This is a genomic window from Priestia sp. 53B2, from assembly GCF_056099005.1.
In genome coordinates this window covers 906,051-923,548 of sequence record NZ_JBLZXA010000008.1, presented here as the reverse complement: position 1 = coordinate 923,548, position 17,498 = coordinate 906,051, and the positions used below count along the sequence as shown (strand labels likewise).

Annotated in this window: 17 protein-coding genes, 1 tRNA gene and 1 other annotated feature; all 18 genes read left to right on the top strand. The window is 39.3% G+C overall.

The features are described 5' to 3' along the window. The first annotated feature begins 399 nt into the window (after positions 1 to 399). The 18 genes from ACN6NE_RS08140 (at position 400) to ACN6NE_RS08055 (ending at position 17,450) form a co-directional block, all read left to right on the top strand. The gene (locus ACN6NE_RS08140; RefSeq protein ID WP_029711160.1) at positions 400 to 1,032 is read left to right on the top strand and encodes a DUF47 domain-containing protein; all 633 of its coding nucleotides are present in this window, start codon (positions 400 to 402) and stop codon (positions 1,030 to 1,032) included. 15 nt (positions 1,033 to 1,047) lie between these two features. Next, on the top strand, positions 1,048 to 2,046 hold the full coding sequence (locus tag ACN6NE_RS08135) for an inorganic phosphate transporter (RefSeq protein ID WP_129704965.1): 999 nt from the start codon (positions 1,048 to 1,050) through the stop codon (positions 2,044 to 2,046). Positions 2,047 to 2,159: 113 nt separating this feature from the next. Further along, positions 2,160 to 2,774 (top strand): PH domain-containing protein, encoded by a 615-nt coding sequence (locus ACN6NE_RS08130; RefSeq protein ID WP_474325089.1) that lies wholly within the window; start codon positions 2,160 to 2,162, stop codon positions 2,772 to 2,774. A 211-nt stretch (positions 2,775 to 2,985) separates the two neighbouring features. Continuing rightward, positions 2,986 to 3,429 (top strand): MarR family winged helix-turn-helix transcriptional regulator, encoded by a 444-nt coding sequence (locus ACN6NE_RS08125; RefSeq protein WP_013059382.1) that lies wholly within the window; start codon positions 2,986 to 2,988, stop codon positions 3,427 to 3,429. A 10-nt stretch (positions 3,430 to 3,439) separates the two neighbouring features. Further along, positions 3,440 to 4,234, top strand: a complete 795-nt coding sequence (gene racE / locus ACN6NE_RS08120; protein WP_013085145.1) for a glutamate racemase — start codon at positions 3,440 to 3,442, stop codon at positions 4,232 to 4,234. A gap of 114 nt (positions 4,235 to 4,348) precedes the next feature. Further along, positions 4,349 to 5,434, top strand: coding sequence for a GerMN domain-containing protein (locus ACN6NE_RS08115; protein WP_025601439.1), 1,086 nt, complete (start codon positions 4,349 to 4,351; stop codon positions 5,432 to 5,434). Between the two features lie 134 nt (positions 5,435 to 5,568). Then, entirely contained in the window at positions 5,569 to 6,315 is a 747-nt protein-coding gene (gene rph, locus ACN6NE_RS08110) for a ribonuclease PH (RefSeq protein ID WP_013059379.1), read from the top strand. Between the two features lie 9 nt (positions 6,316 to 6,324). Next, on the top strand, positions 6,325 to 6,918 hold the full coding sequence (locus ACN6NE_RS08105) for an XTP/dITP diphosphatase (protein WP_474325086.1): 594 nt from the start codon (positions 6,325 to 6,327) through the stop codon (positions 6,916 to 6,918). Between the two features lie 15 nt (positions 6,919 to 6,933). Further along, positions 6,934 to 7,446 (top strand): metallophosphoesterase, encoded by a 513-nt coding sequence (locus tag ACN6NE_RS08100; protein ID WP_013059377.1) that lies wholly within the window; start codon positions 6,934 to 6,936, stop codon positions 7,444 to 7,446. A 125-nt stretch (positions 7,447 to 7,571) separates the two neighbouring features. Then, positions 7,572 to 7,645, top strand: a tRNA-Arg gene (locus ACN6NE_RS08095). A gap of 324 nt (positions 7,646 to 7,969) precedes the next feature. Further along, positions 7,970 to 8,223, top strand: a binding site (T-box leader). Positions 8,224 to 8,291: 68 nt separating this feature from the next. Beyond that, positions 8,292 to 10,019, top strand: coding sequence for an acetolactate synthase large subunit (gene ilvB / locus ACN6NE_RS08090; RefSeq protein ID WP_240702512.1), 1,728 nt, complete (start codon positions 8,292 to 8,294; stop codon positions 10,017 to 10,019). Beyond that, on the top strand, positions 10,016 to 10,528 hold the full coding sequence (gene ilvN / locus ACN6NE_RS08085) for an acetolactate synthase small subunit (protein WP_013059375.1): 513 nt from the start codon (positions 10,016 to 10,018) through the stop codon (positions 10,526 to 10,528). Before ilvB ends, ilvN begins: the two co-directional genes overlap by 4 nt. A gap of 63 nt (positions 10,529 to 10,591) precedes the next feature. After that, positions 10,592 to 11,617: a ketol-acid reductoisomerase gene (ilvC, locus tag ACN6NE_RS08080; protein WP_013085141.1), complete on the top strand. Its 1,026-nt coding sequence runs from the start codon at positions 10,592 to 10,594 to the stop codon at positions 11,615 to 11,617. Beyond that, positions 11,604 to 13,139 carry a 2-isopropylmalate synthase gene (locus ACN6NE_RS08075; RefSeq protein ID WP_129704955.1) on the top strand — a complete coding sequence of 512 codons (1,536 nt, stop codon included), beginning with the start codon at positions 11,604 to 11,606 and terminating at the stop codon, positions 13,137 to 13,139. The genes ilvC and ACN6NE_RS08075 overlap by 14 nt, the downstream gene beginning before the upstream one ends. A 19-nt stretch (positions 13,140 to 13,158) precedes the next feature. Continuing rightward, complete coding sequence (gene leuB, locus ACN6NE_RS08070) at positions 13,159 to 14,268, top strand: 3-isopropylmalate dehydrogenase (RefSeq protein WP_474325082.1); 1,110 nt, start codon at positions 13,159 to 13,161, stop codon at positions 14,266 to 14,268. A gap of 58 nt (positions 14,269 to 14,326) precedes the next feature. Further along, a complete protein-coding gene (gene leuC, locus ACN6NE_RS08065; protein ID WP_129704951.1) occupies positions 14,327 to 15,742 on the top strand; it encodes a 3-isopropylmalate dehydratase large subunit in 1,416 nt (471 codons plus the stop codon). 14 nt (positions 15,743 to 15,756) lie between these two features. After that, complete coding sequence (leuD, locus tag ACN6NE_RS08060; RefSeq protein ID WP_129704949.1) at positions 15,757 to 16,347, top strand: 3-isopropylmalate dehydratase small subunit; 591 nt, start codon at positions 15,757 to 15,759, stop codon at positions 16,345 to 16,347. Positions 16,348 to 16,448: 101 nt separating this feature from the next. After that, positions 16,449 to 17,450, top strand: coding sequence for a tetratricopeptide repeat protein (locus tag ACN6NE_RS08055; RefSeq protein ID WP_474325079.1), 1,002 nt, complete (start codon positions 16,449 to 16,451; stop codon positions 17,448 to 17,450). Positions 17,451 to 17,498: the final 48 nt, after the last annotated feature.

Sequence of the window (17,498 nt, the reverse complement as noted above, 5' to 3'; positions counted from 1 at the left end):
ACAAGGGGAGTAATGTTAAGTTTTTGTAAATCCCAGTTTTATACAAACTCTGAAAACCCTTATTTTAAAAGGAATGAACGTATTATTGTTAATGTATTGTAAAGAGACTTAAAAAAATGTGTTTGAAAAGTTATTGACAATTAACAATAATAGGAGTAATTTTTGACTTGGCGTAAAAAAATGAATCGCATAACCTATAAGTAAAAGAACCACCTTTTGGGACTTTTGCTCTGGTAAACGTTTGTTTTTTTAGAATTTTTTGATACACAAGAGAGGTGGTTTCTCTCGTTATAGTAATGAACAGCTAAGTTTTATCCATTACTTTAAATGAAAAAAGAAACTAGAACACATATAAAAAGATAGAGAGAAAAAACGAGTGGTAAAGTTTCGATAAATTGGATGGAGGATTGCAACGTGATCAAAAGAAAAAAAGACAAGTTTTCTGAAATGTTAATGGACATTGCCCAAAATATTAAGGACTCAGCGGAGTTTTTAGGCAGCTTTGAACTTCAAAATGTATCTGACCTAAAGGAATTTGCCAACGTTTTAAAAGCGTATGAATCAAAAGGTGATAAATACGTGCATACAGTGATTACTGAGTTGAACAAAGCATTTATTACTCCAATTGAGCGTGAAGATATTTTACAGCTAGCGATGAGCATGGATGATGTACTTGATGGCATCGACAGCTTTGCTGCTTTAATGGAAATTCATTCAATTACGACATTTGATGAATATGTAGCTGAATTTGTTAAAAATATTCAAGGCTGTGCTGAAGAGATTTTAATTACTATTAATTTGTTGTCTGAGAAAAAGCTTCTTCAAATTAGTGAGCATGCAATTAAAATTAAAGAGTATGAGTCACATTGTGATACATTATATCGTCGTGCACTAAAACAATTATTTGCAACATGTAAAGATCCAATTAAAGTTATTCAATATAAAGAAATTTATGAAACGCTAGAAGAAATCGCGGATTATTGTCAAACGGTTGCGAACAACTTAGAATCAGTTATTATGAAGAATGCGTAACGGGGCTATATTATAATGGATTCGATGCTAATATTAACCATTCTAATTGTAGTTGGTGCACTTGGTTTTGACTTTATCAACGGATTTCACGATACAGCTAATGCCATTGCGACTTCTGTTTCAACCAAAGCTTTAAAACCGCGACATGCAATTCTTTTAGCCGCAACCATGAACTTTGTCGGTGCTATGACGTTTACGGGCGTAGCCAAAACGATTACAAAGGATATCGTTGATCCTTATACGCTTCAAAATGGCTCTATCGTTATTTTAGCAGCATTAATTTCTGCTATCGCGTGGAACCTAATCACATGGTATTTCGGTATCCCGAGTAGTTCTTCTCATGCAATTATTGGATCGATTGCAGGAGCAGCTATTGCAGCTGCTGGATTTGGTGCTTTAAATTACAAAGGTTTCATCAAAATCATTGAAGCTCTTCTAATTTCACCAGTTCTAGCCTTTGTAGTAGGTTATATTGTCTATACGATTATCAAACTAACGTTTAAAAACCATAACTTGACGAAAACGAATAAGCGTTTTCGACGCGTTCAAATCCTGACTGCAGCCCTACAATCTTACACACACGGTACGAATGATGCGCAAAAAGCAATGGGTATCATTACGCTAGCGCTTATTGCTAACAATATGCAAAGCGGTACTGAGATTCAGTGGTGGGTACAGCTGGCTTGTGCGGTTGCAATGGGGCTTGGAACGTCAATTGGTGGATGGAAAATCATTAAAACCGTTGGCGGTAAAATTATGAAAATTCGTCCTGTTAATGGAGTAGCTGCGGACTTAACAGGTGCTGCCATTATCTTTGGAGCAACGTTTATTCATCTACCTGTCAGTACTACTCATGTTATTTCATCTTCTATCTTAGGTGTAGGTTCTGCACACCGAGTGAAAGGTGTAAAATGGGGAACTGCACAGCGCATGGTGATTACATGGGTTATCACATTGCCAATTTCAGCTTCATTAGCTGCACTTATCTATATGATTTTAAATTTGTTCTTTTAATAAATGTGGAGCTTCTTTTAAAGAAGCTCCTTTTTTTATTTACATCCCCTCATTTGCACAGTAGACTTAAAACATGAAAATAACACAATCGTTTTTAAAAGGGAGATGGGGAAATGTTTGGAAAAGTAGCTGCTGATGTATTGGGGCTAAGTGATATTGGTTCTGTTATTAAGTCAGTTGATTATGACAAGGTAGATGCAGACGATTACGTTATGCATGAAGAACAAGAAAAAATTTATTTTCTAATCAAATCAAAGTCAGATGAATATTGCTTTACCAATAAAGCGCTCATTCACCTTGATGGAACAAGTGCTACAAGTAAAAAGCGAATGCTTCGCCGCTATAACTACAGCACAAATCACATTTCAAACGTGATGCTAGAAACGGCTGGAACTGTCGATTTAGATGTGGAAATTAAATTTAAAATTGGCTCGGAGACTTTTTCTATCGATGTACACAAAAAGCATATAGAAGAGGTAAAAGATTTATATAAAGCGCTGTTTAAAATGTCTGAAATAACGCGTGAAAATGAAATTGCGCTCGATTTTGCTAAACAAAGCATTCAGCTAGCTTCTTCTACGCTAAGCAGTACAAAAAATACAAGTGGAAGTGTTGCTGGTGAATTTAAAGAAATTAACGAAGCCGCGTTTTCTTGGTTATTAGATAAAAAAACAGCCTACACAACAAAAGATTTCAGCTCAGTTTTTGAGCTGTATATCAATAATTAATAGAAACAGCTGCTCCTTTTATGGAGCAGCTGTTTTTTGATGCTGAATGAGAGTATGTAGACTTATGCTGAACGTTGCAGAATCCTCATGTTAACCTTGAAAAATCACCGAAAAAAGAGCACAATATAAAATAGAAATGAGAAACAATAGAGACGGGTTTAACTGAAAGAAATAATAGAAAATAAGACTTATAGGTGGAAAGGATTACGGTATGACAGCAAAAAATAATGAGGATACAGTGGCAGAATTAGAAAAGTCACTTCGACATATTGCAGCGATTGTGAAGCAAAAAGGAAGAGAAATTTTAGAAGACTATACGATTACGCCACCTCAGTTTATTGCTTTGCAGTGGCTGTTCGAACGTGGAGATATGACGATTGGCGATTTATCAAATCGTATTTTTCTCGCTTGTAGTACAACGACAGATTTAGTAGATCGTATGGAAAAAAACAAGTTGGTGGTTCGGGTGAAAGATCCAAAAGACCGCCGCGTAGTGCGTATTCATTTGCTTCCTGAAGGAGCACGTGTTATCGAAGAAGTAATTGAAAAGAGACAAACGTATTTAAATGGCGTACTGGCAAACTTCTCTCCGAGTGAAACGGAAGTTTTACGAGTAACGTTACGAAAATTGCATGATGAAATGAAAGAAAAATGAGGCGATTGTTTTGAGTAGACCAATTGGTGTTATAGATTCAGGTGTGGGTGGATTAACGGTAGCAAAGGAAATTATGAGACAGCTTCCGAAAGAACAAATTATGTACATTGGAGATACAGCCCGCTGCCCATACGGTCCTCGTCCTAGTGAAGAAGTACGAGCTTTCACATGGGAGATGACTAATTATTTAATAGCTAAAGATATTAAAATGCTTGTTATTGCGTGCAATACGGCTACGGCAGTTGTACTGGATGAAATTCAAGAACAGCTCGATATTCCGGTTATAGGCGTCATTGAACCAGGATCACGCGCTGCGCTTAAAGTAACTAAAAATCATAAAATAGGCGTAATCGGCACAAACGGAACCGTGAAAAGTCAAGCCTATACACATGCACTCCGCGCTCTTCATACGAGAGTGGAAGTGGAAAATTTAGCATGCCCTTTGTTTGTACCTCTTGTAGAGAGCGGTAATTATGAAGGACCGGAAGCGCAGCGAATTGTAAAAGAAACATTAAAACCTTTTTATCATACAGATATGGATACCCTTATTTTAGGATGTACGCATTATCCGTTATTAAAGCCAGTTATTCAAGAAGCAATTGGGCCTCGAGTTCAGTTAATCAGTTCTGGTGAAGAAACGGCAATAGAGGTAAGTGCCATTCTTTCTTATAGCAATTTACTAGCTCCTAGAAATATGGAGCCTGAACACTACTTCTTTACAACAGGATCAACAGAACTGTTTCAATCTATTGCATCTAAATGGTTTGAGCACCCTGTATATAATGTTGAACATATCAAGCTTTAAAACCGTGCATATCATGCTCGGTTTTTTTTGTGGACAAAAACTTTTTTGAGCTGGTCTAAAATGCAAAAACAGCTCGTATACATAGTAGTACAAACAGTCTGAGGAGGGAAAGGAATGTCCAAAAAGACCCAACTTGTTCTCATATCCGCCGTGGTGACCACATCTGTATTGTTATCCGGCTGTGGACTTTTCGGAGGGGATAACGCAGCAAAGGAAATTGATCCGCCAAAGGATGTCACCTATGTGAAAGATGAAAAATCATTAGCGACTGAAGCGAAAGTAACGGAAGCTAATAAAAAACAAAGTAAAGCCGCAGAAACATCTGCGCCTACCAAAAGAGAACTCTACTTAATTGATAAAAACGGGTACGTTGTTCCCCAGACGCTTGAAATTCCTAAATCAAAAGGTGTCGCTAAACAGTCTCTTGAATATTTAGTAGAGGGTGGACCAGTCACAAACTTATTGCCAAATAATTTCCGAGCGGTTCTTCCTGCTGATACAAGAGTTTTAGGGACAAAGCTGGAAAGTGACGGCACGATGGTAGCAGATTTTTCACCTGAATTTGCTGAGTATAAAAAAGAAGATGAACTCCGTATTCTGCAGGCCGTCACTTGGACGCTGACGCAGTTTGAAGGCGTAAATAAAGTTAAAATTCGCATTAACGGCTATGATAAAGATGAGATGCCTGTAAATCATACGCCAATCAGTAAAGGGTTGAGCAGAGCAGATGGCATTAACTTTGATAATACTGGAGTAGTTGACGTAACTCAAACGAAGCCAGTTACGATTTATTACTTAGCTCAAGAGGGCAAACAAACTTACTATGTTCCTGTCACAAAACGAATTGCTTCTGATGACAAAGATATGTACACTGCCATTGTGAACGAACTTGTAGAAGGACCTGCGCCTGCATCAGGTTTAGTGACAGATTTTAATCCTGATGCAAAGCTCGTAGCAGCTCCAAAGTATGCGGACGGTGAGTTAACGCTGAACTTTAATAAAAACATCTTTGGGAATTTAAAAGGAACGGAAATTTCTCAGCATGTTCTCGACTCCTTAGTGTTATCTCTGACGGAACAAAAAGCCGTAGACAGCGTTGCTATTAAGGTGAATGGCAAAAAAACGCTAAAAGATGAAAAAGGGAAAAAATTAACGGAACCAGTTTCAAGACCTAAAAATGTGAACACAGGTAGTTTTTAAAAACAAATTTTTGTTATACTAGTAAAGGACTAAGTAGAAAGAGGTCTGCTGAAATAGCGACCTCTTTCCGCTGTTTTATAGTTAAAATGGAAGAGACTATTACATATAAATGAATGAATAGGAGGACATGCTTAATGCGTTTGGACGGTAGGGAATTTAATGAATTGAGACCTGTATCTCTTCATACTTCATACTTAAAGCATCCAGAAGGATCTGTATTAATCTCGGTAGGAGACACAAAGGTTATTTGTACAGCAAGCATAGACGACAGAGTGCCTCCTTTTATGCGTGGACAAGGAAAAGGATGGATTACAGCTGAATATTCTATGCTGCCTCGAGCTACGGCACAAAGAAATATACGTGAATCATCAAAAGGTAAAGTCACAGGACGAACAATGGAAATTCAGCGTCTAATCGGACGAGCTCTTCGTTCTGTAGTCGATCTGGAAAAGGTCGGAGAAAAGACAATTTGGATTGATTGTGATGTTATTCAAGCAGATGGCGGCACAAGAACAGCATCGATTACAGGTGCTTTTGTGGCCATGGTTTTAGCGTTTGGAAAGCTGGTTGAAGAGAACAAGCTAACAGAAATTCCTATTCGTGACTACTTAGCTGCGACTTCAGTAGGTATTCATGGAGAAAATTCGATTTTAGATTTAAATTATGAAGAAGATTCGACAGCGGAAGTTGACATGAATATTGTGATGACAGGAAGCGGACAGTTTGTAGAATTACAGGGAACGGGAGAGGAATCGACGTTTTCGAGAGAACAGTTAAACCATCTTCTAGATTTAGGGGAAAAGGGTGTTTATCAATTGATTGAACAGCAAAAGGAAGTTCTTGATCACCTGGCTGCCTATATTCCGGTTAAAGAAAGGTAAGGGATTAACGTGCGTGAAATCATTATTGCAACTAAAAACGCAGGCAAAGTAAAAGATTTTGAAACACTTTTCTCACCGAAGGGATTTAAAGTAAAATCGCTTCTTGATTTTCCTGAGATTGAAGACGTGGAAGAAACGGGCGTTACATTTGTAGAGAATGCCACGCTAAAAGCAGAGGCCATTTCATCCGCATTAAATAAGCCGGTCATTGCCGATGATTCCGGGCTTGCTATTGATGCCTTAAACGGGGAGCCAGGCGTTTATTCCGCGCGTTATGCTGGTGAAAATAAAGATGATAATGCTAATATAGAGAAAGTACTTCAAAAATTAAATGACGTGCCGTTTGAAAAGCGCACGGCACGCTTTCATTGTGCTCTTGCTATTGCAGTGCCCGGAAAGAAAACCGAAATTGTAGAAGGCACGTGTGAAGGGCACATCTTGGAGGAACAAAGAGGGGAGAACGGTTTTGGGTACGATCCCATTTTCTTTGTAGAAAAATGGAGATGCTCCATGGCAGAATTGACCAAAGAGCAAAAAAATCAGATTAGTCACCGAGCAAATGCGTTAAAAAAACTAGCACCGCTAATTGATGCGCAATTTTAGAAGGAGTGATGACGTGTGAAACTATTAATTGTAAGCGATAGCCACGGGTTACAAGAAGAGCTGCTCACTATCAGAGAGAGACATGCTGATGTAGATAAGATGATCCATTGTGGGGACTCTGAGTTGCCGCAAGACAGCAAAGAAATGTCTGCGTTTTTAGGCGTTCGAGGAAATTGTGACTACGATGCATCTTACGTTAATGATCGAGTAGAGTCGCTTGGAGAAGCTACGTGTCTAGTTACACACGGTCACTTATATAATGTTAAAATGTCTATGATGAATCTGCATTACAAAGCGAGAGAAGTCGGGGCAAACGTTGTTTGTTTTGGGCATTCTCACATAGCGGGAGCTGAGCTCATGGACGGAGTTTTATTTATCAATCCAGGAAGTATGTTACTTCCTCGTATGAGAAAAGAACGTACGTATGCTATACTAGTAATGGATGGTACAGAAGCTACCGTGCAGTTTTACGATATAAGCGGTAAACATATTCCTAGCATGCAGTTAACCTGTACACTTTCAGCATAATATAGCCAAATATAGGGAGAAGAGAAGGTTTTTTACCTCTCTTCTCATAAAATTTCAAAAAAACGTTGACTTTTAAATTATATTTGAATATAATAAGTATTGTCTTTGATACACTTTAACATTGTGTCCCAGTAGCTCAGCAGGATAGAGCAACGGCCTTCTAAGCCGTCGGTCGGGAGTTCGAATCTCTCCTGGGACGTCCAAAAAAAACCGGCTTTTACTTTTTAGTAAAAGCCGGTTTTTTTATTTATCTTAAAAGTGAATGTTTGTTCATTCAGTGTGTACAAATGAACGTTTCAGAAAAACTTTTTGAACTGCTGTAAACCCTTATTACATCAATAATGAAAACGCATTCAAATATTCTGTTTAGTCTAAATTGTCTAAAAAAATCTTGAAAAGTGGTTGACTATGCATAGAAATGGGCGTAAGATAGTCCTCAAATATAAGTTTTCTAAAAATTTTAATTAATTGTAATTAATTTAAAATATGATGTGTAAAGCATTGTTCAAAAAGCATATAGCGTTTTAAAACGTTGAAGAGGATAAGTAGTTTTGATGTTTAGGTATCAACAGAGAGTCGGGTTGCTGGAAGCCGGCGTTACCAACTCAAAATGAACTCACCTCAGAGTGTCACCCTGAAATTCAGTAAGGGCGACCGAGTGTACTTCCAAAGCACTCGTTATCAAAAAGAATGTACAGTATACATTCATAAGGTAATCATTACGATTACAAACGAGGGTGGTACCGCGTAAAGTACAAAAGACTTTTCGCCCCTTGACCTATATCATTTGATAGGGTCTATTTAGGGGTGAGAAGTCTTTTTTCTTTTATCTAGAAAACGAAAGGATGAGAAAAGTGGGAGCCAATATGCAAACGAAAGAACCTGTAAGCACTGGGGCACAAATGAATGGAGCTGACATGTTGATTGAATCTCTAAGAAGAGAAAATGTTGACGTCATCTTCGGTTACCCAGGGGGAGCCGTTTTACCGATTTACGATAAGCTATATGGTTCAGGAATGTTTCACGTACTTGCTCGTCACGAACAAGGTGGAATTCACGCAGCAGAAGGGTACGCAAGAATTTCAGGCAAACCCGGTGTAGTTATCGCAACAAGTGGTCCTGGTGCAACAAATATCGTAACAGGTTTGGCAGATGCGATGATTGACTCACTTCCTTTAGTTGTTTTTACTGGTCAAGTAGCTTCAAGTGTAATTGGTTCTGACGCATTCCAAGAAGCAGATGTATTAGGGATCACAATGCCAATTACAAAACATAGCTATCAAGTACGCAATATCAGCGATATGCCGAGAATCATCAAAGAGGCATTTCATATTGCGACAACAGGAAGACCTGGTCCAGTCTTAATCGACATTCCAAAAGATATGGCACAGGGTGATGGAACATTTAATTACGAAGGAGAAATTGATTTACCTGGCTATCAGCCAACTTATTTTCCAAATCAGCTGCAGGTTAAAAAATTAACAGACGCAGTAGCAGCTGCAAAACAACCTGTTATCCTAGCAGGTGCGGGAGTGTTATTGAGTAAAGGTTCAGAAGAATTAAAAAATTATGCCCAGCGTCAAAATATTCCGGTTATTAATACGCTTTTAGGGTTGGGCTGTTTTCCTGCAGATCATCCGCTTCATTTAGGAATGGCTGGCATGCACGGAACGTACACAGCAAACATGGCAATTTATGAGAGTGATCTTCTCATTAGTATCGGTGCACGCTTTGATGACCGAGTAACAGGTAACTTAAAGCATTTTGCACCAAATGCAAAAATTGCGCACATTGACATCGACCCAGCGGAAATTGGAAAGAATGTTCCAACCAAGATTCCAATTGTTGGAGATGCAAAAGAAGTATTGAAGCAATTGCTTCTGCAAGAAGGAGAAGTTGGAGATTATACGAAATGGCATGAGAAATTAGCGGCGTGGAAGCAAGAATATCCATTATGGTATCAGAACTCAGCGGACGTGTTAAAACCACAAAAAGTAGTTGAGTTGCTTCACAAGTATACAAATGGAGATGCCGTTGTTACAACGGACGTTGGGCAACATCAAATGTGGGTAGCTCAATACTACACATTTAATAATCCAGATCGATGGGTAACTTCAGGTGGTCTTGGCACCATGGGCTTTGGATTACCTTCTGCAATCGGCGCTCAGCTGGCAAATAAAGATAAAACAGTTGTAGCAGTCGTTGGTGACGGTGGATTTCAAATGACGCTTCAAGAATTAGGGGTTATTAGAGAATTAAATTTACCTGTAAAAGTGGTTGTACTCAACAATCAGTCGCTTGGTATGGTTCGTCAGTGGCAGGAAATCTTCTATGAAGAACGCTACTCACACTCTTTAATTCCTAATCAGCCTAATTTAATGAAGCTTGCAGAGGCATATGATATCAAAGGTTTACAAGCTTCTACTGAAGAAGAAGCGCATGCGGCTCTGAAAGAAGCAATGGAAACAGATGGACCGGTTCTACTAAACTTCTTTGTCGCACCTAAAGAAAACGTATATCCAATGGTTGCACCTGGAAAAGGATTACATGAAATGGTAGGGGTGAAACCATGAAGCGAATTATTACAGCAACTGTATTAAACCGTGCGGGGGTTTTAAATCGCGTAACGGGATTATTTACGAAAAGAAATTTCAATATTGAGAGTATTTCCGTAGGGCACACTGAATCTGAGGATGTATCACGCATGACGTTTGTTGTGAACGTAGAGCATGATAACGCTGCTGAACAAGTGATCAAGCAGTTAAATAAGCAGATCGACGTGTTGAAAGTTCAAGATATTACGGATCAAGCTGTGGTGTCAAGAGAGCTTGCTTTAATGAAAGTAGCATCTACACCAGCGAGCCGTAACGAACTTTATGCAGTAATTGAACCTTTCCGTGCAACCATCATTGATGTAAGTCGCGACAGCCTAATTATTCAAGTAACAGGTGAATCCAGCAAGATTGAAGCGATGATTGATCTACTTCAGCCTTATGGATTAAAAGAAGTAACGCGCACGGGAACAGTAGCTGTTCCGCGCGGTACTCAAAAAGCAGCAGCCAAACTTTCATCAATCATTTAATTCTAGCTAGTTACTAAAAAGTAAACTATATAAAACTATATAAACTAAGAGGAGAGATTTATTATGACAAAGGTATATTATAACGGAGATGCAAAGGATCAATTATTACAAGGTAAAACAGTAGCAATCGTAGGTTATGGTTCACAAGGTCACGCTCACGCACAAAACTTACGCGACAGCGGAGTAAACGTGGTAGTAGGATTACGTAAAGGTAAATCATGGGATCAAGCAGAGCAAGACGGTTTCACTGTATTATCTGTAAAAGATGCAGTTCAACAAGCAGAAGTAGTAATGGTATTACTTCCAGATGAGTATCAGCCAAAAGTTTATAACGAAGAAATTCTTCCAGGACTAAAACCAGGAAAATCTTTAGTATTTGCTCACGGTTTCAACATTCACTTTAACCAAATCGTAGCACCTGAATTCGTTGATGTATTCTTAGTAGCTCCAAAAGGCCCTGGTCACCTTGTAAGAAGAACGTATGAAGAAGGAGCTGGCGTACCGGCGTTATTCGCAGTATTCCAAGATGTAACTGGAGAAGCAAAAGACGTAGCGTTAGCTTATGCTAAAGCAATCGGTTCAGCTCGTGCGGGTGTGTTAGAAACAACATTTAAAGAAGAAACAGAAACAGATCTTTTCGGTGAGCAAGCAGTACTTTGCGGTGGTTTAACTTCATTAGTTAAAGCTGGTTTTGAAACGCTTGTAGAAGCTGGCTACCAACCGGAAGTTGCATATTTTGAGTGTTTACACGAATTAAAATTAATTGTTGACCTTATGTATGAAGGCGGAATGGAAGGCATGCGTTATTCAATCTCTGATACAGCTCAATGGGGTGACTTCGTTTCAGGACCACGCGTTGTAGATGAGCGTTCAAAAGAACAAATGAAAAAAGTGCTTGAAGATATCCAAACAGGTAAATTTGCAAAAGGCTGGATCCTAGAAAACCAAGCAAATCGTCCGGAATTTACAGCTATCAATAACCGTGAAAACGAACATTTAATTGAAAAAGTTGGCGCTCAATTACGTGAAATGATGCCATTTGTTAAAAAACAAAAGAAAGAAGCGGTGATCGCTAGTGCAAAAAATTAAACTATTTGACACGACGCTACGCGATGGTGAACAGTCACCTGGAGTCAATTTGAACCTACAAGAAAAGCTTGAAATTGCTAAGCAGTTAGAGCGATTAGGTATCGACATCATTGAAGCCGGATTTCCCGCTTCTTCAAAAGGTGATTTTCAATCCGTAAAAGAAATTGCGTCTATTGTCAAAAATTCTTCTGTAACAGGCCTTGCAAGGTCTGTTACAAAAGATATTGACATTGCATGGGAAGCGTTAAAAGAAAGTGCAGAACCAAGACTGCATGTTTTTATCGCTACTTCCGAAATTCATATGCAGCATAAATTGAAAAAAACACCTGATGAAGTACTTGAAACAGCAGTGGAAATGGTGAAGTACGCAAGTAAAAAATTCCCGGTTGTTCAATGGTCTGCTGAAGATGCATGTCGAACAGATTTACCGTTTTTAGCTAGAATTGTAGAAGCAGTTATTGATGCTGGTGCAAAAGTCGTTAATATTCCAGATACAGTAGGATTTATCACTCCTGGTGACTATCAATCAGTATTTAATTACTTAAAAGAACATGTGTCAAATATTCATAAAGTTGATTTGTCAGCTCACTGTCACGATGACTTAGGGCTAGCTGTGGCCAATTCAATGGCTGCGATTGAAGCAGGAGCTACTCAAATTGAAGGAACGATTAACGGAATCGGAGAACGTGCGGGTAACGCAGCTCTTGAAGAAGTAGCACTTGCGCTTCATGTCCGTCAAGATTTCTATCAAGCGAGCACAGGTCTTATCTTGCCTGAAATCAAGCGTACGAGTGACATTATCAGTAAGCTTACCGGAATGAATATTGCACCAAATAAAGCAATTGTCGGAAAAAATGCTTTTGCTCATGAATCAGGTATTCACCAAGATGGAGTCTTAAAAAATCCGTTAACATATGAGATTATTTCCCCAGAACTTGTGGGTGTTAAACAAAATCCAATTGTGCTTGGTAAACACTCAGGCCGTCACGCGTTCCGTACACGCTTAGTAGAGCTTGGATTCACATTGGAAGATACAGAAGCAAACGTGCTTTTTGAGAAGTTTAAAGACTTAGCAGATAAGAAAAAAGACATTACCGATGATGATTTATTGGCATTAGTCATTCAAAAGCAAGTTAGCAAAGACAGTGAATATAAGCTTGAAAGTCTGCAAGTTCAGTATGGTACGAACAATATTCCAACGGCTACGATTACGCTTCACAAAGAAAACGGCGAAGAGATTCAAGAAGCAGCTACGGGATCTGGAAGCGTGGAAGCTATCTATAATACGCTGCAGCGCTGTGTTGAACAAGATGTAGAACTATTAGACTATCGTATTCAGTCTATTAACGGTGGGCCGGATGCACTGGCTGAAGTATTTGTGAAGGTTGAAAGTGAAGGAACTGAAGCAAGCGGACGCGGAGTAGCATTTGACGTATTAGAATCGTCAGCGAAAGCATATCTGAACGCCATTAATCGTTTAATCGCTATTCAGCAGCATCGTACAAAGCAAGAAGTAATGTGAACTGAAGGGAGAGACCACCATGACAAAAAAAGTCGCTGTATTACCGGGTGACGGCGTAGGAACAGAAGTAACCAAAGGCGCTGTTGCCGTTTTAAAAGCAATTGGAGAGCGCTTTGATCATCAATTTGAGTTTACGTATGGACTAATTGGCGGAGCTGCAATTGATGAGGCGGGCACACCTCTTCCAGAAAGTACAATTGAGACTTGTAAGCAGGCGGATGCTGTATTACTTGGATCGGTTGGAGGGCCAAAATGGGATCGTAACCCTTCGCATTTGCGACCGGAAAAAGGTTTGCTAGCTATTCGAAAAGAACTGGATTTATATGCTAATCTTCGTCCGGTGACGTTTTATGATAGCTTAGCGGATGCCTCTCCTCTGAAAAAAGAATACATTGAAGGTGTTGACTTCATTATCGTCCGCGAGCTAACAGGAGGCTTATATTTCGGTAAGCCTAGCGAGCGCCGAACAGAAGGAAATGAAGAAACAGTTGTCGACACATTATTTTATAAGCGTACAGAAATAGAAAGAATTATTCGCCAAGCATTTGACACGGCTGTAAATCGACGTAAAAAAGTAACGTCTGTGGATAAAGCGAATGTGCTTGAGTCTAGTAGAGTGTGGCGTGAAGTAGCTGAAGAAATAGCAAAAGACTACCCGGATGTAGAGCTTGAGCATATGCTTGTAGATTCAGCTGCTATGCAGTTAATTCGTAATCCGAAGTATTTTGATGTAGTGGTAACTGAAAATATGTTTGGTGATATTTTGAGTGATGAGGCTTCTATGCTGACAGGATCGTTAGGAATGTTGCCATCTGCGAGCTTAACGGCTGATGGTCCATCTTTATACGAACCGGTTCACGGTTCTGCACCAGATATTGCTGGTCAAAATAAAGCTAATCCGATTGCTGCTATTTTATCTGCAGCAATGTTGCTTAGACACTCATTTGGATTAGAGAAAGAAGCAGCAGTGATTGAACAAGCGGTTGAAAGTGTATTACATGCAGGTCATCGAACAGCTGACTTAGCAGACGGTAGTCATTATTTAGGTACCGATAAAATGGTGGAGGCGATAACTGCGGTAATTGCCAATGATTCTGCCATTTCAAGCATTATGACAGCTTACAGTTAATCATGCGTTTCTCACGTTTTGTGAGAAACGTTTTTCATAATCAGAAAGGAGGAGCAGTATGAAACCAAAAACAATTATTGATAAGCTTTGGGAACAACATGTTGTACGTCGAGAAGAGGGGAAGCCGGACTTATTATATATCGATCTTCATCTTATTCATGAAGTAACGTCCCCTCAAGCATTTGAAGGGCTTCGCGTGGCAAATCGCCAAGTGAAGCGTCCAGACTTAACGTTTGCTACAATGGATCACAACATTCCAACGGTTGACCGTTTTAATATTAAAGATCCGATTGCAAAGAAACAAGTAGACAAACTATCCGAAAACTGTCATGAGTTTGGTGTGAAGCTTTTAGATTTAACAAGTGAAGAACAAGGAATTGTGCATATCATTGGACCGGAATTAGGGTTAACTCAGCCTGGAAAAACCATTGTGTGCGGAGATAGTCATACATCTACTCACGGTGCATTTGGAGCGCTTGCTTTTGGGATAGGAACTAGTGAGGTAGAGCATGTTTTAGCAACACAAACGCTATGGCAAGCGAAACCAAAAACGCTACAAGTGAAAGTAAATGGCAAAAAGCAGCCTGGCGTTTATGCTAAGGACATTGTGTTAGCAATAATTCAAAAATTCGGCGTGAATTTTGGAACGGGTTCAATTGTGGAATTTACGGGCGAATGTATTCGCGATCTTTCAATGGAAGAGCGCATGACCATTTGTAATATGTCTATTGAAGCCGGTGCAAAAGCTGGTTTAATCAGTCCAGACGATGTCACGTTCTCTTATATTAAAGGACGTCAGTATGCTCCTAAAGGAGAACAGTTTGAAAAAGCAGTGGAAGCTTGGACAGCTTTAGCAACAGATGAAGGTGCAACGTACGATGAAACGCTGGAAATTGATGCAGATACAATTGAACCTGTTGTAACATGGGGAACAAACCCGGCGATGAGTTCTTATGTTAGCAAGCAAGTTCCTACATTAGAAGAGTGTAAAACAGAAGCTGAGAGAAAGTCTTTGTCACGAGCACTTGAGTATATGGGCTTACAGCCTGGCATGGCAATAGAAGAGATTCCAGTTCAGCATGTATTTATCGGTTCATGTACAAATGCTCGTTTGTCTGATCTTCGTGACGTGGCAGCCTTTATTAAAGGAAAGAAAGTGTCACCAGATGTGCGAGCGATAATTGTACCAGGTTCTCAAAAAGTAAAGCGAGTGGCTGAAGAAGAAGGGTTATCTGCTATTTTCATTGAAGCAGGTTTTGATTGGAGAGACTCAGGCTGCAGCATGTGTCTAGGCATGAACTCTGACTTAGTTCCACAAGGCGAACACTGTGCGTCCACTTCTAACCGCAATTTTGAAGGACGTCAAGGAAAAGGCGCCAGAACGCATTTAGTAAGCCCGGTAATGGCAGCAGCGGCAGCGGTATATGGACATTTTGTTGATGTACGCAAACTACAAGAACAAGCGGTGCGATAAGGAGGAGAACACAGATGAATGCTTTTACAATCCACACAGGGAAAGTAGCAGGTCTCGACCGAGCAAACGTAGATACTGATCAAATTATCCCAAAGCAATTTTTGAAAAGAATTGAGCGTACTGGCTTTGGCCAATTTCTATTTTTTGATTGGCGATATAATGAAGATGAAACGTTAAATGAAACGTTTGAATTAAATCAGCCTCAAAATCAAGGAGCAACAATCCTTGTAGCTGACGAGAACTTCGGATGTGGTTCGTCACGTGAACACGCTCCATGGGCGCTTTTAGATTACGGGTTTCGTGCCATTATCGCACCTTCATTTGCGGATATTTTTAAACAAAACTGTCTGAAAAATGGTATTTTACCTATTGTTTTACCAAAAGAAGATATTTCCTATTTAATGAAAGAGTCTCAAAGTGCTTCTTACGCCTGTACAATCGATCTTCATCAGCAAAAAATTACCGATGCAGCAGGTTTTGAACGTACGTTTGATATCAATGGCCATTGGAAATATATGCTTGTTAACGGATATGATGAAATTGGCTATACGCTTTCTTTTGAAGACGACATTTCTGCTTATGAAGCAAAAACGGTAAGATATTAACCAAAAATCGAGCAAAACTATGATTTTGCTCGATTTTTTTGCGTTCCGTTAATCGAATTGCTAAACTGTAAAGCAAATGGACCGCGAAGTGGGGAGAAAACATGTCGAATGAACAACAAAACAAAATTGTAGCTTTTCCTCTATTAAAAGAACGGTTGGTTGAAAAAGCTACAGAGCATATGCAGCACAAGCAATTTCAAGAAGCACTTCCTTTATTTGAGCAGGCCTACGAACTTGATAATAAGCATCATGAAATTTTGCTTGGCCTTGTTATTTGTCACGTGGAGCTCGGTGATGCAGGCATAGCTAAGGAATTATGTGAGCAAATGCTGAAAGAAGATATTGGCGATTATTATCATAATTTGCAAATGTACCTCATGGTGTTAATTCAGCTTGGTCACTATCATGAAGGATATGTCACTCTACAAGCAGTTATTCAAGAACACAAACTCCCTTCTGAACATGCTGAACAGCTTTATCAGCTATTGGAGTTCTGCAAGAATAGAATGAATCAAGAACAAGTCATAGAAGAACAAACAGAAGAAGAACAGCTAGAGCAGTTTAAATCATTCACAGCTCTAGACAATATTCAAGATCAGCTTGAATGGGTTCATTCATTAAAAACAAAGAGAATTGAAAAGCAGCGCTTCTTTCTGGAACAGCTATTTTCATCTGAAGCTGTTCACCCTATCGTAAAAACAGTTGCTTTAAAAACAGTCATGGAAGAAGAAGTAGATATTGATTTTATGATTACTAAGTTTGGAGAGACGAAAAAAGTAAATGCGCTTCAGCTTCAACGAACAACACCGTATTTGTTTGCTGAGCAAGTAGAAGCGCAGCTGACGGAAAAGCTGGAGCATGAAAATCCTACATTGCTGCAGGTTGCCGTTGAGATATGGCAGCGTCATTTGTTTATTACATTTCCGTTTTTACCGGGTGATAATGTAAAACTTTGGACAGAAGCGGTGTATGCTGTTAGTCTGATGATGCAAGGAGAAGAGTCAGATGCAGCTGTAGCAGAGGAAGACGGAAGTTTCTCCGCAGCTGAATTAAGAAAGGCAATTAAAGAGCTAAAAGAAATTGAAGAAATTTCTTTTATATAAAATGTGGTGTTTAGTTGAAACGTCATTGTTGTATGTTATAATATAATG

Coding starts and splice junctions, on each gene's coding strand:
- leuD (WP_129704949.1), top strand. CDS start 15,757: ATGAATGCTTTTACAATCCACACAGGGAAAGTAGCAGGTCTCGACCGA.
- leuB (WP_474325082.1), top strand. CDS start 13,159: ATGACAAAAAAAGTCGCTGTATTACCGGGTGACGGCGTAGGAACAGAA.
- ACN6NE_RS08130 (WP_474325089.1), top strand. CDS start 2,160: ATGTTTGGAAAAGTAGCTGCTGATGTATTGGGGCTAAGTGATATTGGT.
- leuC (WP_129704951.1), top strand. CDS start 14,327: ATGAAACCAAAAACAATTATTGATAAGCTTTGGGAACAACATGTTGTA.
- ACN6NE_RS08140 (WP_029711160.1), top strand. CDS start 400: ATGGAGGATTGCAACGTGATCAAAAGAAAAAAAGACAAGTTTTCTGAA.
- ilvB (WP_240702512.1), top strand. CDS start 8,292: ATGAGAAAAGTGGGAGCCAATATGCAAACGAAAGAACCTGTAAGCACT.
- rph (WP_013059379.1), top strand. CDS start 5,569: ATGCGTTTGGACGGTAGGGAATTTAATGAATTGAGACCTGTATCTCTT.
- ilvN (WP_013059375.1), top strand. CDS start 10,016: ATGAAGCGAATTATTACAGCAACTGTATTAAACCGTGCGGGGGTTTTA.
- ACN6NE_RS08135 (WP_129704965.1), top strand. CDS start 1,048: ATGGATTCGATGCTAATATTAACCATTCTAATTGTAGTTGGTGCACTT.
- ilvC (WP_013085141.1), top strand. CDS start 10,592: ATGACAAAGGTATATTATAACGGAGATGCAAAGGATCAATTATTACAA.
- ACN6NE_RS08125 (WP_013059382.1), top strand. CDS start 2,986: ATGACAGCAAAAAATAATGAGGATACAGTGGCAGAATTAGAAAAGTCA.
- ACN6NE_RS08115 (WP_025601439.1), top strand. CDS start 4,349: ATGTCCAAAAAGACCCAACTTGTTCTCATATCCGCCGTGGTGACCACA.
- ACN6NE_RS08055 (WP_474325079.1), top strand. CDS start 16,449: ATGTCGAATGAACAACAAAACAAAATTGTAGCTTTTCCTCTATTAAAA.